The organism is Pandoraea morbifera (assembly GCF_902459575.1).
GTDB lineage: Bacteria > Pseudomonadota > Gammaproteobacteria > Burkholderiales > Burkholderiaceae > Pandoraea > Pandoraea morbifera.
In genome coordinates this window covers 220,278-242,571 of the sequence record NZ_CABPSD010000006.1, presented here as the reverse complement: position 1 = coordinate 242,571, position 22,294 = coordinate 220,278, and the positions used below count along the sequence as shown (strand labels likewise).

Genomic DNA, 22,294 nt, shown 5'->3' with positions numbered 1-22,294 from the left:
GCGCGCACAAAACGCAAACGCCGGGTTCGGCACATTGCGCGAGGCAATGCGCCGAACCCGGCGTCCGATCCAACTTGGCATGCGCGATCCGTTCGCCCGCATGCACCGTACCCGAGGCGCGAATCGCCCGTCTGGCAATCCGAAGCGCCGAGACTCAGTGCAGCGTGGGAGCGTCGTCTTCGTCTTCGTCGACGATTTCGAGACCCGATGCACCGTGCGCGTGCTGATGCTCGACTTCTTCTTCCGTTGCAGGACGCACGTCCGCCACCGTCAACTCAAAGCGCAGCGCCATGCCGGCGAGCGGATGGTTGCCGTCGAGCACGACCTTGTCGTCCGCCACATCGGTCACGGTGTAAATGAGCGTGTCCGCTTCGTCATCGCCGTCTTCCGGCGTACCCTCGAACTGCATGCCGACTTCAAGCGGCTCGGGGAAACGGCTGCGCTCTTCGACCTTGATCAGCTCCGGATCGTAGTCGCCGAAGGCATCGGTCGGCTCCAGTTGCAGGTGCGTTTCGTAGCCGACGTCCTGTCCATCGAGCGCTTCCTCGATCTTGGGGAACGTGCCATCATAGCCGCCGTGCAGATAAACCATCGGCTCGGCGCCGCTTTCCTCGATCAGGTTGCCCTGAGCGTCCGACAACTTGTAAGTCACCGAGACGACGGTATTCTTTTCGATCTTCATCAAACTCTCCGAAAAACAGCCCGCATTATACGCGCAGCCGTATGACAGCGACCCGGCAATCGATCGGAGCCAAGCCTCGACATCCGCATGACGACTTCCCGCCCCTCCTCGCCCCCGCTCGGCGGCCTCACCCCCGATGCGTTCATGAAGCGCTATTGGCACAAGCGCCCACTGCTCATTCGGCAGGCGATTCCCGGCTTCCTGGCGCCGCTCTCGCGTGAGGCGCTCTTCGCCCTCGCCGCGCAGGACGACGTGGAATCGCGCCTCATCACCCACGCGCGCAAACGCTGGACCCTCGAGCACGGACCGTTCGACGCCGACTCGCTGCCGCCGCTATCGCGCAAACAGTGGACACTGCTCGTGCAAGGCGTGAACCTTCATGCACCCGCCGTCGACGCCCTCATGCAACAGTTTCGCTTTATTCCCGACGCCCGTCTCGACGACGTCATGATCAGCTACGCGACCGATGGCGGCGGTGTCGGCCCGCATCTCGATTCCTACGACGTCTTCCTGCTGCAGGCGCACGGCCAGCGACGCTGGCGCATCGGGCCGCAGCGTGACACGACCTGGCAGGAGGGCGTACCGTTGCGCATCCTCCGGCACTTCGAGCCAGAACAGGAGTGGGTACTCGAACCTGGCGACATGCTCTATCTGCCACCTGGCTATGCGCACGACGGCGTGGCCCAGGGCGAATGCATGACCTACTCGATCGGCTTTCGCGCGCCGCTCGAACAGGAGATGCTGCAGAACTTCCTGTACTACCTCGCGGAGAACGCGCCGGAGCTCGCATTCGCCCGTCATTTCGCCGGCCGATATGCCGACCCGAAGCAGCCGGCTGTCAAACACCCCGCCGCACTGCCCGACGCGATGGTCGACACGCTCGCCGCACAGCTGGAGAAAGTCCGCTGGGGGCGCAAGGAGGTGGAAGATTTTCTGGGTTGCTGGCTGAGCGAGCCGAAGTCGCATGTGTTTTTCGACCCGCCGACATCTCCCGTTTCGCCCGGCCGATTCGCCCGGGAAGCCGCGTCGCGAGGTATCGCACTGTCGCCGAAGACCCAATTGTTGTATCGACGCAACCGATATTACGTGAACGGCGAGCCGCTGGAAGCCCCCGCCAGTGCGCGATCGGCGTTGCGCGCGCTCGCCGACAAACGTCGACTCAATGCCGAGGAATGTGCGAATTTCGAGCAAAAAGACCAAGAAATCGTCGAAATTATGTACGATTGGTATGCGTCGGGCTGGGTACAGATTTCCGCCGACCCGGGGCCGGCGCGAAAGTTGCGTGCCGTAAGGAAAAAAGCGGGGTAATTGCGCGAGTTTGACGTGACGCATTGGGGAAAACCCAATATAATTTCTCGCCAAGCAGCTTGCATGACCAAGGGTAATCCTCAATTGCCAATGTCTCGCAATCGGCTTTGCGCTGGCAAGAGCGTATTACCGTAACTAATTATTCATTCGCTTGTCTTCTACCATAAAAGGACGTGATCATGAAGAAGTCTCTCCTCGTCGCTTCGTTGTTGGCTATCGCCCTGACCGCCTGCGGCAAGAAGGAAGAAGCCGCTGCTCCGGCTGCTGACGCTGCCGCTTCGGCTGCTGCGGCTGCTTCGGACGCCGCTTCGGCTGCTGGCGCTGCTGCTGATTCGGCTGCTTCGGCTGCCGGTGCTGCTGCTGACACGGCCGCTTCGGCTGCTGGTGCTGCTGCTGACGCCGTTGCCTCGGCTGCTGACGCTGCTGCCAGCAAGTAAGCTCTCGCTGCCGCAAGGCAGCTGAGACAAAAAAGCCGGTCATTCGACCGGCTTTTTTATTGTCTTGCGCGCCCACGTTCTGTTCCACTCGTCGCGAACCCATCGCGCTCAGGCGTCGGCTAACACGTCAACCAATCGAAGCCTCCCGCTTGGGTGGCCACGAGAATCTCCGTCGCCTCGCCACCGATCACAGCCGACATCGCCGTCATGGCCAGTTCCGGCGTATTGTTCTGCTCGCTCAAATGCGCACAGATCACACGTTGCAATCGGGTACGGTCGATCGCCCCGAGAATCTCCGCCGCCGAATCGTTGGCCAGATGCCCATACGTGCCGCCAATGCGCGCCTTGAGCGACGGCGGATACTTGCTGTTGGCCAGCATTTCGCGGTCGTGATTGCACTCGAGCACCAGCGCGTCACAGCCACCCAGCGTGGCGATCAGATGGGCGGTGGGGCATCCGGCATCCGTGAGCACTCCCAGCCGGCGCGCACCATCGGAGAAGACGAACTGGAGCGGCTCACGCGCATCGTGAGGCACCGTATAGGGATGAAGCTCGATCGCGCCGACCGCTAGGCGTTCATCGGAGCGGCACCAGCGTACCAGCGCATCGTCGGCGTCCACCTTGAGCGTGGCATGCGCCTTGACGGCCTGCCCCGTGCCCCAACTCATGATGAGCGGGATCCGATACTTGCGTGTGAGGGAGAGCGCACTGCCGATATGGTCGGCGTGCTCGTGCGTGATGACGATGGCGTCGAGCGACGCCACGTCGACCGAGCGAGCCGCCAGGCGTCGCTCGATCTCTCGCATCGAGAATCCGCAATCGAGGAGAATACGTGTCGTGGAGGCGCCTTCCGACGCCTCCACCAGCAGGGCATTGCCTTCGCTGCCGCTGCCTAGACTGGCGAACCGCACGCCCCGCCTTAACGGAGCTGGTTACCGATCACACTGATGATCGTCTGGGCGATCTGCGAGTTGTCGACGTTACCCTTGTCGTCGAGCACCTGCACACGGGTCTGGTTGTCGCCGCGCCCCTGCACGTTCACGCTGTACTTCTTCGCCTTCTTGCTGTCCTGCACTTCCTTCGCATGGAACAGGCTGTAGAAGAAACCGTTGTCCTTGGCGAGCGTGGCCGGGTCAACGTAGCTCACGAAGTACAGCCCCTTGGCGCGATCGCGATCGTCCACGGTGAAGTTACCGCGATCGAGCGCCACGCCCACGCGGCGCCATGCACGGTCGAACGGTTCGTTGATGTCGAGATAGGCCGCATCGGCCGTCTTCACGACCTGGGTCGCCGGCGCACCCGGCTTGGCGCTTTCCACCTGTGCCTTGGCCTGATCGGCCTGCGCACCGAAGCGCTGCATCAGCTTGGTCAGCATGATGGCCTCGAGACCCGGATCGTTCGGCGCCGGCTCCCACTTGGTCGTGTCCTTTTGCGAGTTCGTGAACACTTCGACCATGCGACGATGCGTGATGTAGACATCCGTGCCGCCGTTCGGATCACGCTCGACACGGGTGCGGAAGCGGTCGCGCTCGCCGGTGGAGTACAGGCCGTCGAGGACCTTGCCAAGCAGATCGCGAATGATGTCCTGGTTGAGCTTGGCGCGGTTTTCCGCCCAATCGGTTTCCATCACCCCCGTGTCGGGCGAATCGATGGTCAGCACGAAGCCGTTTTCCTGCCAGAACTCACGCAGCGTCGGCCACAGGTCGCCGGCGGGCTTTTGAATCACGAGCCAACGCTCGTTGCCGTCGCGCACCACCTTCATACCGGGCACGTCCGGCAGCACGGTGGTCGAGGGGTTGGCTGCCACCACCTTCTGCTGATTCTCGTAATTCGACAGCGTGGCGGTGCCGCCAGGCGTCACGTACTTGCGATCGACGGACTGGACGTTCGTCAGATCGGGCGGCACATCGAGCGAAGGGCCGGTCTTCGAGCTCTTGTAATCGACCTTGTCCGACGACAGGGCGCTCGAGAGCGAGCTGCATCCGGCAACGAGGGCCAACGAGGCAATAGCGGCCCATGCCAGCACGGGACGAGCTACGGAATTACTGACGATTCGTTTCATGAGTCGCAAAAAAAGGGATGGGCAACGCACCCGGGTGCCTGAACGACAGCTTAGACAACGGCAATGTTGGCCGACTTGAGGGCAGCGAGTACCGTTTCGTGGTACGGCTGCGCCAGCGGCGTGAGCGGCAGGCGAATGCCCGACGCGATCATGCCCATCTGTTGCAACGCCCATTTCACGGGGATCGGATTGGCTTCGACAAACATGGCACGGTGCAATTCGAACAGCTTGAATTGCCATTCCCGGGCCTTGGCCACGTCGCCGGCCAGCGCGGCCGCGCAAAGCTCGTGCATCGCGCGCGGCGCCACGTTGGCGGTGACCGAGATATTACCCTGCCCGCCCATGAGCATCAGCGCCACGGCGGTCAGGTCGTCGCCGCTGTACACGGCGAAGCTCTTCGGGGCGCGCCGGATCAGGTCGATACCGCGATCCAGGTTGCCGGTGGCGTCTTTCACGCCGATGATGCCGGGCACCTGCGCCAGACGCAGCAGCGTTTCATTGCTGGCGTCGGCGACCGTACGGCCGGGCACGTTGTAAAGAATCACCGGAAGCTCGACGGCTTCGGCGATCGCGCGGAAGTGCTGGTACTGCCCTTCCTGCGTCGGCTTGTTGTAGTACGGCACGACCTGCAGCGATGCGTCCGCACCGACCTGCTTCGCATGCTTCGTGAGTTCGATGGCCTCGGCGGTCGAGTTCCCCCCCGTGCCGGCGATCACCGGCACCTTGCGGCCGCGCGCCTTGCCGGCTTCGGCGGTTTGCTGCACGGCGATCTCGATGAGCTCGCAATGCTCTTCGACGTTGACCGTCGGCGATTCGCCCGACGTACCGACGATCACAATGCCGTCCGTGCCTTCGTCGACATGCCAGTTGATCAGGTTGCGCAGGGCTTCACGGTCAAGGCTGCCGTCCTCTGCCATCGGCGTGACAATCGCGACAATACTGCCTTGAATCGGAGTTTGGGTAGTCATGGTTGATCGAACAATTCAGCGATAAGGGTGGATTGTAGCGGATTACGAAGCCGCCTCGTACAGCGCGGCGCTTGCGGGGTTTTCCCCGGGGACCGCGCGCGTGGCGCACAGACGCTGCACGCAGGCCGCGCGCGGCGCCGGCAGCGTGACATCCTCGAAGCCCGCCACTCGCAAGTTCGCCTCACCCGCCAGATCGAGCAATTCGCCCGGTGCCAGCAGAAACAGCGGATTGGACGGTTTCCCGAATTTTTCGTTTCCCCGCGCGAACGTCTCGTAAATCAGCACCCCGCCCGGCGCAACACTGGCGCCAATGACGCCGAACAGCGGCCGGTGCAGGTAGTTCGTGACGATCACCGCGTCGAACGTTTCCCCCGGTGCGAACGGCCACGGCGCCCCTTCGAGATCGGCCGCGAGCGTCGTCACGTTTGCGAGCGTTGACATGGTGGCAAGCGCAGCCGCGTCGCGGTCGACCGCCGTTACAAGTGCGCCGCGCGCAGCCAGCCATCGCGCGTGGCGCCCGTGGCCGCACGCCAGGTCGAGCACGCGAGCGCCGGGCGCGATCAGATGCGCCCAACGCGCGACCCACGCCGACGGCGCACCCGTGCCATGCATCGTTCCCGCCACGGCCGAATCCGTCATGAATACTGAAGTCCCATGGCTTCGCGCACATCGCGCATGATTTCCTGCGCCGACTTGCGAGCCTTTTCACAGCCGTCTGCCACGATGGCGCGCAGCAGCGACGGATCGTCCATGTATTTCTGTGCGCGCTCGAGCATCGGTTGCTGCTCGCGCAGAATGCCTTCGATGACCGGCTGCTTGCACTCGATGCAACCGATTCCGGCGCTGCGACAGCCCTTCTGCACCCATTCACGGGTGTCGTCGTCGCTGTAGACCTGATGCAACTGCCACACCGGGCACTTGTCCGGATCCCCCGGATCGGTGCGACGCACGCGTGCCGGGTCCGTAGGCATCGTGCGCACCTTCTTCGTGATCGATTCTGCGTCTTCGCGCAGGCCGATGGTGTTGTTGTAAGACTTCGACATCTTCTGGCCGTCGAGCCCCGGCATGCGGGATGCCGGCGTGAGCAGCGCCTGCGGCTCGACGAGAATCAGCTTGCGCGCGCCCTCCAGATAACCGAACAGCCGCTCGCGGTCGCCCATCGACAGCGACTGGGACTCGGAGAGCATCGCGCGTGCCTGCTCCAGCGCCTCCTCGTCGCCCTGCTCCTGGTACCCGGTACGTAGTTCCAGATACAGCTTCGCGCGCTTGCTGCCGAGCTTTTTCGCGGCGGCAAGCGCCTTTTCCTCGAAGCCCGCCTCGCGGCCATAGAGATAGTTGAAGCGGCGCGCGATTTCCCGCGTCATCTCGACGTGCGGCACCTGATCCTCGCCCACCGGCACATGCAGCGCACGATAGAGCAGGATGTCGGCGGCCATCAGCACCGGGTAACCAAGGAAGCCGTAGGTCGAGAGGTCCTTTTCCTTGAGCTTCTCGATTTGCTCCTTGTACGTCGGCACACGTTCGAGCCAACCGAGCGGCGTGCTCATGCCGATCAGCAGCGCCAGTTCAGCGTGCTCGGGCACCTTGCTCTGGATGAACAACGTGGCCTGATTCGGATCGATCCCTGCGGCAAGCCAGTCGATGAGTACGTCCCACACGTTCTGCTCGATGACTTCCGGCGTTTCGTAGTGCGTCGTGAGCGCGTGCCAGTCGACTACACAGAAGTAGCACGGATACTCCGACTGGAGCTGAATCCAGTTCTTGAGCACGCCGTGGTAGTGACCGAGGTGCAGGCGACCGGTCGGTCGCATGCCGGAGAAAACGCGTTCGGGGTACATGGTCTCGTTATCTTGTGCGAAAACTTCAGGAAATCAGCAACGTCAGCGGCGTGAGCATCCACACGATGCAGTCTCGGCCCCACTGGATGAGCGGCCACAACCACACACGACCGAGCACGCCACTGACCACCAGCGCCATCACGATGAAAAAGCCGAAGGGTTCCACGCGCGAGAGCGTATAGGCCGCGCGCGCGGGCAACAGCGACACCAGTACGCGGCCGCCATCGAGCGGCGGCACGGGAAACAGGTTGAACATGCACATCACGAGGTTCACCAGCACGCCCGCCTGCGCCATCATCATGAAGAACGGCTCTTGCACGCCGGCCACCTGCAGGCCGACGCCGAACACGGCCCAGAGAATCGCCTGCGCGAAGTTGCACAGCGGACCGGCCAGCGCCACCCAGATCGTATCGACGCGCGGATTGCGCAGGCTGCCGAACGCCACCGGTACCGGTTTGGCGTACCCGAAAAGGAACGCGCCGCTCGTCATGAAGTACAGGGCGAGCGGCACGAGTACCGTGCCGATCGGATCGATGTGCTTGAGCGGATTGAGCGTCACCCGCCCCATCAGGAAGGCCGTTGGATCGCCAAAATACTTCGCGACGTAGCCGTGGGCCGCCTCGTGCAAAGTGATTGCGAAGAGGACGGGGAGCGCGTAGACCGCAATGGTCTGGATCAGGTCTGCATTCATAGCCGACTATTGTAGCAAGCCGGCCTGCGCGCCAGTATTACCGCATATTGCAACGTGCGACGCATCGCCCCCCGTCACGACAGGCCGAACGGCGCGAGCGAACCTCGTCCGCGACGCAACACCTCCGGCGGCGTGACAGTCAGATCCACCACGGTCGACGGCTCCTTCGGACAGGCGCCGCCATCGATGACGAGATCGAGCTGCTTTTCCAGCCGCTCGCGGATCTCCTCGGGGTCGTTCATCGGCTCGGTTTCACCCGGCAGAATCAGCGTGGTGGCCAGCAACGGCTGGCCCAGCGTCTCGAGCAACGCCAGCGTGATCGCATGTTCCGGCACACGCAGGCCGATGGTCTTTCGAGACGGGTGCGAGAGGCGTCGCGGCACTTCCTTCGTCGCCTCGAGAATGAACACATACGGCCCCGGCGTGGTCGCCTTGATCAGGCGGTACTGCCGGTTGTCGACGAGGGCGAACTCGGCCAATTCCGATAGATCACGCACGAGCAGCGACAACATCTGCTTCTCGTCGAGTCCGCGAATGCGGCGCAGGCGATCCACGGCATGCTTGTCGTCGATGTGACAGGCGAGCGCATAGCTCGAATCGGTAGGCATCGCCACGATGCCGCCCTTGTCGATGATCTGGGCGGCTTGCTTGATGAGTCGTGACTGCGGATTTTCCGGATGGATCTGGAAGAATTGCGACATGGCGTCGTGAAGTTACTGCCAACGGCTCCAGATGGGCGTGAGATCGTCGGGCAACGGCGGCAGCTTGCCGAGCAGCGCGCGGCTCTCGGTCGGTCCATGGAAGTCCGAGCCGCGCGACGCCAGAAAACCGTACTGACGCGCGACGTCGGCATACTCGCGGTATTGCTCCGGCGTATGACTGCCGGTAATCACTTCGATCGCCTCGCCGCCCAGGGCCTTGAACCGGTCGAACAGTGCCCCGAATTCGAGCGGCGAGAACTTGTAGCGTCCGGGGTGGGCCACGACGGCGATCCCGCCCGCGCCGAGAATCCATTGCACGGACTCCTCCAGCGTCGCCCAACGATGCGGCACGAAGCCCGGACGACCCTCCGCGAGATATTTCGTGAACACGTCCGACACCGATGCGCATTTGCCGATTTCCACCAGATAGCGCGCGAAATGCGTTCGCGAGATCAGGTCCGGGTTGCCGACGTAACGCAACGCGCCCTCGTACGCGTTCGGGATGCCCGCCGCCGCCAGTTGATCGCTCATCTGCTGGGCACGGGTGGCCCGTCCGCCGCGCGTGGCGGCCAGTCCGTCAATCAGCGAGGGATTGTCGGGGTCGATGTTCAGCCCGACGATGTGCACCGTACGGTTCGCCCACGTGACCGAGATTTCCACACCGCTCACGTAGCGCATGCCCAGCGCTTGTGCGGCCGCCCGAGCCTCGCGCTGTCCGCCGACTTCGTCATGATCGGTCAGCGACCACAGGTCGACACCGGCCTCGAACGCGATCTGCGCCACTTCCGACGGCGCGAGCGTGCCGTCCGACACCCTGGAATGACAATGAAGATCCGCGTTGAGCATGATGTGCCGCCGGGCAATGCGACGTCTGATCGACCAGACACCGGCGCGTGACGTAGTAATGACGGCTTCATTCTACCGCTCAAGTGCACTCGACGCGAGTGACCCGCCGACGCCCTCGCCTACGTTGCGCAGAAGTCGTCGATCAGCCGCGCGACTTCCTCGGGCTGATCGTGATGCAGCATGTGGCCGGCGTCGGCCACGAAGGCCTCCGTCAAATTCGGAAAGACCTCGAAACGCGCGCGAAAGACGTCCTTGCCCTGCGCTCCGGCGAAGTGCTGCAGCACGTCGGACTCCGTCGCCTCGACGTGCAACACCGGCGCGCTCACGTTGCTCCATACGGCCTGGGCTTCTTCGAGTCGGTAGGGATACGGATTCGCCATCTTGTGCGCGGCGTCGGCAAGCAAATGCCATTGACCGTCGGCGGCCCGTCGCGCCCAGCATTGCGCGAGCCAGGCCGCGCGCTCCGGCGTGAGGCGTGGGTTGGTCCGGCGCAGTCGGGCGGCCACGTCGTCGAGCGACGCGTAGGCTCGCAACGTGGGCGGCGCCTGCAGGTCGTCGAGCCAGCGGCCCAACTGGCGGATGGCGGCAGTGGCCGGCGCGGGCGGCAAACCGAAGCCCTCGAGGTTCACGAGGCGGCGCACGCGCGCGGGACGCACCCCCGCATACAGACAGGCGACATTGCCGCCCATGCTGTGTCCGATCAGATTGATGGCTTCGCCGGGTTCGGCGTACACGTCGAGGAGTGCCTCCAGGTCGGCCAGATAATCCGGGAACCAGTAGCTCTCGCTGCGCCCCTCGGCCACTGGCCAGTCGGTGAGGCCGAAGCCGCGCCAGTCGGGTGCGAGCAAGTGCCAGCGTCGGGCCAGCGTCTGCGCGACAAACTGGAACGACGCCGAAACGTCCATCCAGCCATGCAGGAGAAACAGCTTGGGTGCACCGGGCGTGCCCCATTGTCGGACATGATGGCGCAGACCGCGCACGGTCAGGAACTCGGATCTCGAATCAAGCATGACGCTCACGGATACTGAAGATCGAAACGATTGAGGAACGTCGAGTATATCGGCTGCGCCGCGGCATCAAAAATGACGCTACGTGCCCGCCTGGAGTGCGGCGAGTTCGGCGTCGTCGAATCCCGCGGCACGGCGCGCTTCCAGATTGAATGGCCCGCGCAGGCGCGGCGCGTTGTACTGGGCCGCCAGCCGGGCATACGTCGCGACCGGCTCGCAGCCCGCACGCTCGCAGCCCCAGCGATACCAGCGATTGCCGATGGCGACGTGGCCGATTTCGTCGCGCAGGATGATGTCGAGGATCGCCGCACCGGCGCTGTCGCCCGCGCTGGCCAGCTTGGCCTTGATGGGCGGGCTGGCATCGAGGCCGCGCGCCTCGAGCGTGCGCGGCACCAGCGCCAGACGCGCCAGCCAGTCGCCCGAGGTGCGGCGCGCCATCTCCCACAGGCCGTCATGGGCAGGAAAGCAGCCGTAGTAATACGACTCGCCCAACGTCGTCAGATGTTGGGCGAGCAACGAGAAGTGATAGGCCTCCTCGGCCGCGACCTTGAGCCAGTCGTCGTAATACGCCGGCGGCAGGCCGTCGAAACGCCAGAGGGCATCGAGGGCGAGGTTGATGGCGTTGAATTCGATGTGGGCGAGCGCATGCAGCAGCGCCGCGCGCCCGTCCACCGACGTGACAGCACGCTGCTTGAGCTCACGGGGCGAGACCAGTGGCGGGGCGTCGGGACGCCCGGGGATGCCGGCTTCGCGCTCGCCATCGCCTGCGCCTTGGTCGTTCAACGCAACGCCGTCGATGCCGCCAGGCGGGCGCCACGGCGCGATCCGGCGCGACGGGTACCAACGCATGGCGCCCGTACGGACGGCGTCGCGCAGCGCGCTCACTCCGGCGGCTTTCCCGTATGGGTCTCGCTGGCGCAGCAAGGCCAGCGCGCGTTCGCGAGCGCAATCGGAATCACTGGCAGCTTTCGGAAGGTCTGGAATGCCGCCGGCAGCGGCGGTCCCCGGGGTGTCGCCGCCGGGCGCGGGAGTGAAGTCGGCCATGACGTTACAATAACAATTTCGTCGATTCTAACCGCGAAGCGAAGCTGCCATGCCGATCTATAAACTTGGAGACAAGACCCCGCAGATCCACGAGAGTGCTTTCGTGGCCGACACCGCGACCATCATCGGCGAGGTGATTCTCGCGGAGAACAGCAGCGTGTGGCCGGGCGTGGCGATCCGCGGCGACAACGAGCCGATCCGGGTCGGCGTGGGCACCAACGTTCAGGAGGGTGCCGTGCTGCACGCGGATCCGGGATACCCGCTGACGCTGGCCGAAGGCGTGAGCGTGGGCCATCAGGCCATGTTGCACGGTTGCACGGTGGGCGAGAACTCCCTCGTCGGCATTCAGGCGGTGCTGCTCAACGGCGCGGTCATCGGGCGCGACAGCCTGGTGGGCGCCGGCGCGCTCGTCACCGAAGGCAAGACATTCCCCGACCGCTCCCTGATTCTGGGCGTGCCCGCCAAGGTGGTGCGAGCGCTGACCGACGAGGAAGTCGCCAACCTCAAGCGCAACGCCGACGTATACGCGGCGCGACGACAGGTCTTCAAGGAGCAACTGGTGCGCATCGGCTGAACGCACCGACGGCGAGCGGCATGCGCTGGCCGTCCGGCGCACGGCCTGCCGCGCCGGCGTGTTGAAAATGCGGCGCGCGCCCCCAGATAACGCAATATTGACGCGCCGATCTTCGGCTTTCGTGCCAATTCGGGGCCATTTACCCGGTGTCCCGGCGATTGCGGCGGCCCCAGTGCGCCTCGCCTTCGATCGCCGCCCGCCACACTGACCGCCGTTGCCGCATTTTTCAGGAATTCAACCGTGTCCGACCAACTTCAGAAATTCATGTTCGACGCCGCCCCGGTACGCGGCGAGTACGTCAGCCTCGACGCCACCTGGCGTGCCGTACTGGAGCGTCACGACTACCCGCCGGCGGTGCGCCATCTGCTGGGCGAGATGATGGCGGCGGCCGCGCTGCTCACCGCGAACGTCAAGTTCGACGGTGCCCTCATCCTGCAACTGCACGGTGACGGCCCGGTGAGCATGGCCGTGGTCGAGTGCAACGCCGACCTGACGATGCGCGCCACGGCCAAGTACACCGGCGACATTCCGGACGACGCCACGCTCAAGGCGCTCGTCAATGTCCACGGTCGCGCGCATTTCGCCATCACGCTCGACCCGCGCGAGAAGCAACCTGGCCAACAACCGTATCAGGGCGTGGTGCCGCTGTCCGACGAGCACGGCGCACTGCCCGACATGGCCTCGGTCCTAGAACACTACATGCATCATTCGGAGCAGCTCGACACGCGTCTGTGGCTGGCTTGCGACGACAACCACGCCGTGGGCATGCTCCTGCAGAAGCTGCCGGGGCATGGCGGTACCGCCGGTACCGGCGCCGAGCGCGCACCGGAACTCGACGAGGATACGTGGAACCGCGTCTGCCAGTTGGGCAACACGCTCCAGCGCGACGAAATGCTGAGCACCGACCGGGAGACCATGCTCCACCGTCTGTTCTGGGAGGAGGCGGTACGCGTGTTCGAACCACAGGTCACGTCGTTTCGTTGCACCTGCTCGCGCGAGCGCGTGGCCAACATGTTGCGCACGCTCGGGGAAGCCGAGGTCATGAGCGTGTTCGACGAGCGTCCGAACGTCGAAGTCGCTTGCGAGTTCTGCCGTCAGACGTACCATTTCGACAAAGTGGACGCCGCGCAATTGTTCACCGAGCAATCGCACGCCGCGCCTTCCGCGCAGCATTGATTCACGCCAATATCGCGGGAGCGGACGGAACCGCGGACTCAGTACCGCATGGAACCGCAAGCCAGGCCAGTGAATCTCAATGACAACGTCGGCCTGCGACGTCGGACGGTGCAATCGCGCCGCGACGCCGCGGGTCGATCCGACACGCCTTCCCACACTCGATCAGGCACTCGCCCGGGGAATTGACGCATGCAGGCATTCGGTTCCATGGCTCACTCGGCTGTCCGGCCCGCCGCCGCGGCGCTGGGCGTGGCCTTCATGACGCTCCTTTCCGGCTGTGCGCAATGGCAGTTGCCGCCACCCGATGCACCGGCGGCGCGCCTGCCGACGACGCAGGCGGCGCCGGCCCTGAGCGACGCGCAGGCGCAGGACCTGTCGCGCCTGAACAAGCGCATCTACGATGAGCAGGAATCGACCATCGAGCGCGAACGCGCGCAGCGCGCCTACGAAAATGCCATGCGCACCTACTACAACAGCAATGCCTACTTTTACGGCGGCTGGGGCAGTCCCGGATGGTATGGCCCAGGGTGGTACGGGCCGGGGTGGTACGGACCGCGCTCGTCCATCGGGGTGGGTATCGGCTTCTGAACCGGGCCGGAAATGGCACCCCGCATGACAACGAAAAAGGCGCTCCCCGAGGAACGCCTTTTTGCGTATTACCGTCTGCGCGCCGCGCCAGTGAAGATCAGTGATGTTGCGCCTTGTGCGCCGATTGCGCCTTGCCCTTCGACGGCGACGCGGGCGTCGCGGCGGGCGCCGCGGCCCCCACCGACTTGTGCGCGGGCTCGGTCGACGAGACGAGCGGCGCGTCGGCCCCCGAGGCACCTTGCGGGCCACCGGCGCCATCCGGACCGACGAACTGCACGAACACTTCGCCGTCCTTGACCATGCCCAGCTCGAAACGAGCACGTTCTTCGATCGCCGAGGTGCCGTCCTGCAGATCCTGCACTTCGCCGGCCAGACGATCGTTACGTTCCTTCAACTGCTCGTTCTTCTGCTGTTCGGCGCTCAGCTCGTCGCGCAGTTCGTGCACGTACAACCAACCACCGTGGCCGAACCAGAGCGGATACTGGATCGCCACGAGCAGCAGCACCAGCACCAAGGTCACCATTCGCATGCTTTCGCCTGGCAAGAATTCCGGGAAACGTGCCGCGACCGACGTCGCGGCCCCTCTCCCGGGGAAACGGAATTAGCGCAGATTGTAGAACGTTTCCTTGCCCGGATACGACGCGATATCGCCGAGATCCTCTTCAATGCGCAGAAGCTGGTTGTACTTGGCGATACGGTCGCTGCGCGAGAGCGAACCGGTCTTGATCTGACCGGCGTTGGTGCCCACCGCGATATCGGCGATCGTCGAGTCTTCGGTCTCGCCCGAACGGTGCGACACCACAGCCGTGTATCCGGCGCGCTTGGCCATTTCGATGGCCGCAAACGTCTCGGTAAGCGTTCCGATCTGGTTGATCTTGATGAGGATCGAGTTGGCCACGCCCTGCTCGATGCCTTGCTTCAGAATCTTCGTATTGGTCACGAAAAGATCGTCGCCAACCAGCTGCACCTTCTTGCCGAGCTTCTCGGTCAGGATCTTCCAGCCGGCCCAGTCGTCTTCCGACATGCCGTCCTCGATCGAGACGATCGGGAACTTGTCGCACAGGTTGGCGAGGTAATCCGCGAACTCTTCCGAGGTCAGCGACAGGCCTTCACCGGCCAGCTCGTACTTACCGTTCTTGAAGAACTCGGTCGAAGCGCAATCCAGTGCCAGCAGAACGTCGTCGCCCAGGCGATAGCCGGCGCTCTCGACGGCTTGCTGGATAGTGGTCAGGCACTCTTCGTTCGAGGCGAAGTTCGGGGCGAAGCCGCCCTCGTCGCCCACGGCCGTGCTCATGCCCTTTTCCGCGATCAGCTTCTTGAGCGCGTGGAAGATCTCCGCGCCGCAACGCAGCGCTTCGCGGAAGCTCGACTGGCCGACCGGCATCACCATGAATTCCTGGATATCCAGGCTGTTGTTGGCGTGTGCGCCGCCGTTGACGATGTTCATCATCGGCACCGGCATTTGCATGGCACCCGAACCGCCGAAGTAGCGATACAGCGGCAGGCCGGCTTCCTCGGCGGCGGCCTTGGCCACAGCCATCGACACGGCCAGCATGGCGTTCGCACCGAGGCGCGACTTGTTGTCGGTGCCATCGAGCTCGATCAGGGTCTTGTCCAGAAAAGCCTGTTCGGCGGCGTCCAGGCCCATGATCGCCTCCGAAATCTCGGTGTTGATATGCTCGACAGCCTTCTGCACACCCTTGCCGAGATAGCGACCCTTGTCGCCGTCACGCAGTTCGATGGCTTCGCGCGAACCGGTCGACGCGCCCGACGGCACTGCCGCGCGGCCCATCACACCCGACTCCAGCAGCACGTCGCACTCGACCGTCGGGTTGCCGCGCGAGTCCAGCACTTCGCGCCCGATGATATCTACGATTGCACTCATGTATTCCTCGGTATCTGTAAGACAAAAACGCTAAAGGGAACCTGCTTGGCGCCGCGATCCGTCACCTGCCGTCGTCCAAGTCGGGCGCGCAAGCCCGTGCGAGCCGCGTGCGCCGAATCCTGACATGGACGCCAATACCGCACTTGTGCGCGCACCGGCAAGGGCAATACGTAGACGGGGGAACAACGGCGCCTCGAATTGAGGCACGGCGGCCTGTGGGATGACATCGATGTCGACGGTGCGCTCGGCGTACGGCACGCGGGCATCTCCTGAGGGCTCGCCCTCGCGACGGCCACTGCGACCGCTGCGCGACAAGCTTAACGACTCGACGCCATGCTGCCAAGGCGTCTGACCGCTATACCCGTCCTGTGGGCGAGCTGATACTGGCCCCAGGACGGTGTGTCTCATTTCAGTTGAAATTATTTTCCAGAAACTCACCCTGCTTCACTGCCGCGTCGATGGTCTTGAGCGTGGTGAGCAGTTCACGCATGCGGCCCAGCGGCACGGCGTTGGGGCCGTCCGACAGCGCGCAGGCCGGGTCAGGGTGCGTTTCCATGAACAGTCCCGAGACGCCCACGGCTACGGCAGCTCGCGAGAGCACCGGCACGAACTCCCGTTGACCGCCCGAGCTGGTGCCCTGGCCGCCCGGCAACTGCACGGAGTGCGTGGCGTCGAACACGACCGGCGCACCGGTCTCGCGCATGATCGCCAGCGAACGCATGTCCGACACCAGATTGTTGTAGCCGAACGAGACACCGCGTTCGCAGGCCATGAAGACGTCGTCGGGCAGGCCGGCTTCGCGCGCGGCGTCGCGCGCCTTGTCGATGACGTTGATCATGTCGTGCGGCGCGAGAAACTGGCCCTTCTTGATGTTCACCGGCTTGCCCGACTGAGCGCAGGCACGAATGAAATCGGTCTGGCGGCACAGGAAGGCCGGCGTCTGCAGCACATCGACGATGGACGCGGCCACTGCCACGTCCTCCTCGGTATGCACGTCCGTGAGCACCGGCACGCCGAGTTGACGACGCACCTCCTCGAGGATCTTCAGACCCGCCTCGCGACCCGGGCCGCGATAGGACTTGCCCGAGCTACGATTCGCCTTGTCGAACGACGACTTGTAGATGAACGGGATGCCAAGCGCCCCCGTGATTTCCTTGAGCTGCCCCGCCACGTCGATCGTCATTTGCTCCGACTCGACGACGCAGGTGCCTGCGATCAGGAAAAACGGCTTGTCCAGGCCAACCTCGAAACCACACAGTTTCATGCAAACTCCTTGTTTCTCGCTCGCGGCGGCTCAGCCTCAGGCAGCCTTCTTGCGGGCTTGCTGACCGGCCAGCGCTGCTTCGACGTACGCCTTGAACAGCGGATGGCCGTCGCGCGGCGTCGAGGTGAACTCGGGGTGGAACTGAACGCCCACGAACCACGGGTGCACCTGTTGCGGCAGTTCCATCATTTCCGGCAGATTTTCGGTCGGCGTGCGTGCCGAGATCACCAGACCGGCAGCCTCGAGCTGCGGGACATAGTGATTGTTGACTTCGTAGCGGTGACGATGACGCTCGTTGACGGTGTCGCCGTAGATGCGCGAGGCGAGCGTGTCGGCCCTGACCGGCACGCGTTGCGAGCCCAGACGCATGGTGCCGCCCAGATCGGAGTCCTCGGTACGCTGCTCGATCTTGCCGTCGCGATCCTGCCACTCGGTGATGAGGGCGACGACCGGATGCGGCGTCGACGGCTCGAATTCCGTGCTGTTCGCGTCGGCGAGCTTGGCCACGTCGCGCGCGAATTCGATCACGGCAAGCTGCATGCCCAGGCAGATGCCCAGGTACGGCACGCGGTTCTCGCGGGCGAAACGAATCGCCTTGATCTTGCCTTCGGTGCCGCGGCGACCGAAACCACCCGGCACGAGAATCGCATCCAAATGCTTGAGCGCATCGGTACCGTCCTTCTCGATCTGCTCGGAATCGATGTACTCGATGTTCACGCGCGTTTCCGTGTGAATGGCGGCGTGACGCAGCGCTTCGATGAGCGACTTGTACGATTCGGTCAAATCGACATACTTGCCGACCATGCCGATGGTAACGTCGTGCTTCGGATTCTCGACGGCCTGCACCAGACGCGTCCACATGGACAGGTCGGCCGGCTTGGCTTCGATCTTCAGTTCGTCGCAGATGATCTTGTCCATGCCCTGGTCATGGAGCATTTGCGGAATCTTGTAGATCGTGTCGACGTCCCAGACCGAAATCACGGCATCCTGCGGGATGTTCGCGAACAGCGAAATCTTGGCGCACTCGTCTTCCGGAATCTGACGGTCGGCGCGGCACAGCAGCACGTTGGGCGAAATGCCGATCTCGCGCAGTTTCTGCACGCTATGCTGGGTGGGTTTCGTCTTGAGTTCGCCTGCGGTGGCGATGTACGGCACCAGCGTCAGGTGCACGAAGGCCACGCTGTTGCGGCCCAGGCGCAGGTTCATCTGACGGGCGGCTTCAAGGAACGGAAGCGACTCGATGTCGCCGACCGTACCACCGATCTCGACGATGGCGACGTCGGGATGCCCATCCCACGTCGAACGCGCGCCGCGCTCGACGAAGGCCTGAATTTCATTGGTGATGTGCGGAATGACCTGAACGGTCTTGCCGAGATACTCGCCACGGCGCTCCTTGCGGATCACCGATTCGTAGATCTGGCCCGTCGTGAAGTTGTTCGCACGACGCATCTTGGCGCTGATGAAGCGCTCGTAATGGCCCAGGTCGAGATCGGTTTCCGCACCGTCCTCGGTCACAAACACCTCGCCGTGCTGGAACGGGCTCATCGTGCCCGGGTCGACGTTGATGTAGGGATCAAGCTTGAGGAGGGTGACTTTGAGGCCACGCGATTCGAGAATCGCGGCCAGAGATGCGGCAGCAATTCCCTTACCAAGAGAGGAAACCACGCCGCCCGTGACAAAAACGAATTTGGTCATCGCAGTAATTGCTCGCGGGAAAGCCGGATTATACCCGAAAGCCGCCTTGCCCTCGACGTGCGGCGCGGCAAATTTTGGGCTTGACAGGCATCACGCGCGCCGCCCCGGCGCGTGCGGCATGCCCTGCCGCACGCCAACGCTTTTGCGCAGCCACCGACAGCCTCCGCCGCCCCCCGAAGCATCCCGATATTCCCATGCACGCGGATGCACACTGATGCACCCCGATGCATGTTTCTCCGGCCAGCGACAACGCGGTGTACGCCGATTCCGGGGGCCGCGCGTGGCCCCGGCTCAGGCGGCCAGCGACCGACGGTGATCGCCCCGCAACTGGGCGAGCATGTCGCGCAACGCCGATGCCGTCTCCAGTGGCCGCTCCATCGGGAAGAGGTGAGTCCCCTTCACATAACGCAGATGGGTACCGACGATGCGGCGTGTCGCGCCGATCCCCGCCTGTCGGAGTTCACGCGACTCGGTACCGGCGAGAAACCCGGCGGGCACCGGTACGCCGCGCATGGCACGCACGGCAAGCAGCGGCGGCAGCGTGAGATAGATCCGGTACTCGATCTCGCGTGCGAACGCGAGCCGTCGGGTCGCGCCCTCCCCCGTCGGCACGGTTCCGCAGTCGATGTAATCGCGCAGGACATCCGGATCCCACCCGGCGAACGCCGGTTTGCCGGCAAAGTGTCGCCATGCGGCCTCCCAGTCCGGCCAATGATCGCGCCGGCGCTTGGTCACCGCCGCGGGCGACATTCGCTCGTACAGCCCGGTAAGCATGCTCAGTCGCAACATCTGCGTACGCCAGCCGGGTGTCACGATGGGGGAATCGATCATCACCACGCCGCGCACGGATTGCGGCGCCTTGAGCGAAGCCATGAGGCTAAGAAAGCCACCAAGCGAATGCCCGACCAGCCAGACCGGTTCGCCGCCGTACTGACGATCGAGCGTGTCGACGAGTTCGTCGCGCAGACACCGCCAGCCAGGCGTGACCGGATAGCGCGGGTCGTGACCGATGCGGTCGATGGCGCGCACGTCGTATTCGTCGGCCAGCGCGCCCAGCATCTTGCGATAGACGCCTGCGGGGAAGCCGTTGCCGTGCGAAAAATGGATGATGTCTCGTGTCATGGAATTCATTATCGGGGCGAGCGATTGCCGCGCGGTCGCCAGCGGTCGATTCGGTCTCGAATCCAGCCTTGGACGTCGCCTCGACGTTGGCCGGGAACATTGCTTCGGGCCTGGCTTCGAATCCGGTTCGGCATCGCGGCACCTCGCTGTCGGGTCGCACACGCCCGACATCCTCGTCTGCGCGTGGCAAAGAACGCTGGCTGCGGAGCGCTCGCCGACCCATTCTAGCGAACCGGCCACAGCGCACCGGTAGAGGTTTCCGTCGAATCGCTCGGTCAGCACTGCTCTCACGACGCGCGCCGCCGTGTTGCCGTGTTGCCGTGTTGCCGTGTTGCCGTGTTGCCGCTTTGCTGTGTTGCGATTGGCGAAGCTGCCGAATTCAGCATTCTGGACGTCTGCGTCGCCCACGTCGGCGATTTGCCCCGACGGCCATTGCGTGCGAAGGCGGCCCCCGTCACGCGCCCATCAGCTTCGTCACGGGGCGGCGATAATCTCCGCGTGCCAATACCGTCGGCGTTGCTCGCGGAAGGATTCTGCCTCGATGCCGTTGCGATTCAGAGAGAACCGAACGCCGCCGTGAACCGCACTGTCCCAAACGGCCGCCCCGGCGGCTCGGTAGCGTTCCACGACGGACGGTCTGGGATGACGGAATCGATTCCGGTAACCCGTTTGAAACACCACGTGCTCGGGCGCGACCGCCTTCACGAACGCCAGCGTAGACGACGTCTCGCTACCGTGATGCGGCGCGAGCAACACATTGGCGTGCAATTCGGAACCAAAGCGCGCAAGCATCGCACGCTCCTGGGGGGCTTGCGCATCGGCCGCGAGCAACGCGCCGTGGCGCTCGTTGGACACCTTCAGCACACAGCTCACGCTATTGGGGCCGGCGCGTCCCGCCCATCCTGCGCGCAAGGCACTCGGGTCCGGATGCAGGAAGCGGAACGTCACGCCCTCCCATGTCCATTGCTGGCCGGCCAGGCAGGTCCGATGATCCCGTGCCGCGCGGCGCACCCGATGCTCGCCGGGCAATGACGAGAACACTTGCGCGTCCGGATACGCCCGCAAAACGCTGCGCGCGCCGCCAAAGTGGTCGTCGTGAGCGTGGCTCACCACGAGCCGGTCGAGCTGCCGCACGCCGAGTGCGCGCAGATAAGGCACGATCACACGGCGCCCTGCGTCGGTGCGGGCGCCCATTGGCGGACCGGCATCGAACAACAATGTCCGTGTCGCCGTCTCGACCAGCACGGCATTGCCTTGCCCGACATCGAGCATCGTGACCCGAAAGTCCCCAGCGCCCGGCCGAGGCGGCGACGCGAACCACGCCGGCGCAATAAGGACAAAACCAGCGCATCGCCAACCCATGAACCCGGCCAAGCCACCACGCATCCAGCGGGGGAACGGCATCAGGACGACCACCGCCCCGGCGACGGCCATGGCCAGCACCCACGTCGGGGCGACGCCCGCGCGCCACACAGCTCCCGGACCTGACGCCAGCCACGCCAGCCATTCGGCCAGCCAGACGACGACCCAATGGGCTACGGCCAGCGTCCATTGCGCCAGTACCGCTGGCAATACCAGGCTAAGCAACGCCAAAGGGGTCACGACAAGCGTCATGACGGGGATGGCCACCGCATTGGCGACGGGGCCGAGCAACGGCACCGCGCCGAACCACGCGAGCGACAAAGGCACCATGCCGATCGTGACGGCGAACTGAGCTCGCGTCGCACGGGCGACAACCGTCCATGCGCGCCGCGGTGCACTGTGCCGACCCGCCTCGCGCGCGCCGTGGCGCCCGGCGCCCGGGCGACCGCCACGCGCTGGATCCACCGCCCCGCGCCGCCTGCCCGACGCCCCGGGGCGCCACCGCCGCCCCGCCAGCACAAGCGCGGCAACCGCGCCGAAGGAAAGCCAAAGACCTGGCGCCACGACCGCCCATGGATCGAACGCCACAATAACGGCCAACGCCCACGCTAGCGCATACGAAGGCGCGGCAAATCGCCCGCTCAACAATGCAACGACGACGATCGCCACCATGCCGACCGCGCGCCGCGCGGGCACGCCCCACCCCGCCACCGCACCGTACCCGATCGCGGCCACCAGTCCGGCAACCGCCGCCGCCTTCGGCGCCGGCCACCACAACGCCAACGGAAATCGTTGGCACCCTGCGCGTCGCCACATCACGCCCACGAGCGCACCGATGGCTCCTGCCACGAGCGACACATGCAGCCCCGAGATGGCGAGCAAGTGGCCAACCCCCGTATCGGCAAAAACTTGCCAGTCGTCAGGGGCGATCTCGCCGCGCTCTCCAAGCGCGAGCGCCATCAACACGCCACCGTAACGCGCAGACGACGTCGCGAATGTCGAGGATTCGAGTGACACTGATTCCGCGGATGGCGCCGACGACAC

22 protein-coding genes are annotated in these 22,294 nt (G+C 64.5%); 5 read left to right on the top strand and 17 right to left on the bottom strand.

Annotated features, from left to right (window positions below; all coding sequences use genetic code 11):
* Nucleotides 1-154: 154 nt before the first annotated feature.
* A complete protein-coding gene (locus PMO31116_RS12655) occupies nucleotides 155-682 on the bottom strand; it encodes an FKBP-type peptidyl-prolyl cis-trans isomerase (RefSeq protein WP_023596656.1) in 528 nt (175 codons plus the stop codon).
* An 87-nt stretch (nucleotides 683-769) separates the two neighbouring features.
* On the opposite strand from PMO31116_RS12655, the gene PMO31116_RS12650 reads away from it, so the two are divergent.
* Both PMO31116_RS12650 and PMO31116_RS23685 read left to right on the top strand, forming a co-directional pair.
* Nucleotides 770-1,990: a ribosomal protein uL16 3-hydroxylase gene (locus PMO31116_RS12650; RefSeq protein WP_150567023.1), complete on the top strand. Its 1,221-nt coding sequence runs from the start codon at nucleotides 770-772 to the stop codon at nucleotides 1,988-1,990.
* Nucleotides 1,991-2,169: 179 nt separating this feature from the next.
* Nucleotides 2,170-2,427: a hypothetical protein gene (locus PMO31116_RS23685; protein ID WP_174971251.1), complete on the top strand. Its 258-nt coding sequence runs from the start codon at nucleotides 2,170-2,172 to the stop codon at nucleotides 2,425-2,427.
* Nucleotides 2,428-2,546: 119 nt separating this feature from the next.
* Here PMO31116_RS23685 and PMO31116_RS12640 read toward each other — a convergent pair whose 3' ends face one another.
* The 10 genes from PMO31116_RS12640 to PMO31116_RS12595 form a co-directional block, all read right to left on the bottom strand.
* Nucleotides 2,547-3,338, bottom strand: coding sequence for an MBL fold metallo-hydrolase (locus PMO31116_RS12640; RefSeq protein WP_150567022.1), 792 nt, complete (start codon nucleotides 3,336-3,338; stop codon nucleotides 2,547-2,549).
* 8 nt (nucleotides 3,339-3,346) lie between these two features.
* Entirely contained in the window at nucleotides 3,347-4,489 is a 1,143-nt protein-coding gene (gene bamC / locus PMO31116_RS12635) for an outer membrane protein assembly factor BamC (protein WP_150567021.1), read from the bottom strand.
* Between the two features lie 50 nt (nucleotides 4,490-4,539).
* Nucleotides 4,540-5,457, bottom strand: a complete 918-nt coding sequence (gene dapA / locus PMO31116_RS12630; protein ID WP_150567020.1) for a 4-hydroxy-tetrahydrodipicolinate synthase — start codon at nucleotides 5,455-5,457, stop codon at nucleotides 4,540-4,542.
* 42 nt (nucleotides 5,458-5,499) lie between these two features.
* Nucleotides 5,500-6,096, bottom strand: a complete 597-nt coding sequence (locus tag PMO31116_RS12625; RefSeq protein WP_150567019.1) for a class I SAM-dependent methyltransferase — start codon at nucleotides 6,094-6,096, stop codon at nucleotides 5,500-5,502.
* The gene (locus tag PMO31116_RS12620; RefSeq protein WP_150567018.1) at nucleotides 6,093-7,295 is read right to left on the bottom strand and encodes a tryptophan--tRNA ligase; all 1,203 of its coding nucleotides are present in this window, start codon (nucleotides 7,293-7,295) and stop codon (nucleotides 6,093-6,095) included. The genes PMO31116_RS12625 and PMO31116_RS12620 overlap by 4 nt, the downstream gene beginning before the upstream one ends.
* A 25-nt stretch (nucleotides 7,296-7,320) precedes the next feature.
* The gene (locus PMO31116_RS12615) at nucleotides 7,321-7,986 is read right to left on the bottom strand and encodes a site-2 protease family protein (RefSeq protein WP_150567017.1); all 666 of its coding nucleotides are present in this window, start codon (nucleotides 7,984-7,986) and stop codon (nucleotides 7,321-7,323) included.
* 74 nt (nucleotides 7,987-8,060) lie between these two features.
* On the bottom strand, nucleotides 8,061-8,687 hold the full coding sequence (locus PMO31116_RS12610; protein ID WP_150567016.1) for an L-threonylcarbamoyladenylate synthase: 627 nt from the start codon (nucleotides 8,685-8,687) through the stop codon (nucleotides 8,061-8,063).
* Nucleotides 8,688-8,699: 12 nt separating this feature from the next.
* Entirely contained in the window at nucleotides 8,700-9,533 is an 834-nt protein-coding gene (locus PMO31116_RS12605) for a 3',5'-nucleoside bisphosphate phosphatase (protein WP_150567015.1), read from the bottom strand.
* Between the two features lie 119 nt (nucleotides 9,534-9,652).
* Entirely contained in the window at nucleotides 9,653-10,543 is an 891-nt protein-coding gene (locus PMO31116_RS12600; RefSeq protein ID WP_150567014.1) for an alpha/beta fold hydrolase, read from the bottom strand.
* Between the two features lie 78 nt (nucleotides 10,544-10,621).
* Nucleotides 10,622-11,584, bottom strand: coding sequence for a ferritin-like domain-containing protein (locus PMO31116_RS12595; protein ID WP_150567013.1), 963 nt, complete (start codon nucleotides 11,582-11,584; stop codon nucleotides 10,622-10,624).
* 49 nt (nucleotides 11,585-11,633) lie between these two features.
* Here PMO31116_RS12595 and PMO31116_RS12590 point away from each other — a divergent pair, with 49 nt between their 5' ends.
* From PMO31116_RS12590 to PMO31116_RS12580, 3 genes are all read left to right on the top strand, one after another.
* Nucleotides 11,634-12,158: a gamma carbonic anhydrase family protein gene (locus PMO31116_RS12590; protein WP_150567012.1), complete on the top strand. Its 525-nt coding sequence runs from the start codon at nucleotides 11,634-11,636 to the stop codon at nucleotides 12,156-12,158.
* 240 nt (nucleotides 12,159-12,398) lie between these two features.
* Entirely contained in the window at nucleotides 12,399-13,334 is a 936-nt protein-coding gene (gene hslO, locus PMO31116_RS12585) for an Hsp33 family molecular chaperone HslO (RefSeq protein ID WP_150567011.1), read from the top strand.
* Between the two features lie 207 nt (nucleotides 13,335-13,541).
* Complete coding sequence (locus PMO31116_RS12580) at nucleotides 13,542-13,922, top strand: hypothetical protein (RefSeq protein WP_150567010.1); 381 nt, start codon at nucleotides 13,542-13,544, stop codon at nucleotides 13,920-13,922.
* Between the two features lie 97 nt (nucleotides 13,923-14,019).
* Here the strand turns inward: PMO31116_RS12580 and ftsB are convergent, their stop codons facing one another.
* The 6 genes from ftsB to PMO31116_RS12550 form a co-directional block, all read right to left on the bottom strand.
* Nucleotides 14,020-14,451 (bottom strand): cell division protein FtsB, encoded by a 432-nt coding sequence (gene ftsB / locus PMO31116_RS12575; RefSeq protein WP_150567009.1) that lies wholly within the window; start codon nucleotides 14,449-14,451, stop codon nucleotides 14,020-14,022.
* A gap of 72 nt (nucleotides 14,452-14,523) precedes the next feature.
* A complete protein-coding gene (gene eno, locus PMO31116_RS12570; RefSeq protein ID WP_023596672.1) occupies nucleotides 14,524-15,807 on the bottom strand; it encodes a phosphopyruvate hydratase in 1,284 nt (427 codons plus the stop codon).
* Between the two features lie 409 nt (nucleotides 15,808-16,216).
* Nucleotides 16,217-17,071, bottom strand: coding sequence for a 3-deoxy-8-phosphooctulonate synthase (gene kdsA, locus PMO31116_RS12565; RefSeq protein WP_150567008.1), 855 nt, complete (start codon nucleotides 17,069-17,071; stop codon nucleotides 16,217-16,219).
* Nucleotides 17,072-17,107: 36 nt separating this feature from the next.
* Nucleotides 17,108-18,766: a CTP synthase gene (pyrG, locus tag PMO31116_RS12560; RefSeq protein WP_150567007.1), complete on the bottom strand. Its 1,659-nt coding sequence runs from the start codon at nucleotides 18,764-18,766 to the stop codon at nucleotides 17,108-17,110.
* 291 nt (nucleotides 18,767-19,057) lie between these two features.
* Nucleotides 19,058-19,888 (bottom strand): alpha/beta fold hydrolase, encoded by an 831-nt coding sequence (locus PMO31116_RS12555; protein ID WP_150567006.1) that lies wholly within the window; start codon nucleotides 19,886-19,888, stop codon nucleotides 19,058-19,060.
* Nucleotides 19,889-20,362: 474 nt separating this feature from the next.
* On the bottom strand, nucleotides 20,363-22,294 hold the full coding sequence (locus PMO31116_RS12550; protein ID WP_281350153.1) for a DNA internalization-related competence protein ComEC/Rec2: 1,932 nt from the start codon (nucleotides 22,292-22,294) through the stop codon (nucleotides 20,363-20,365).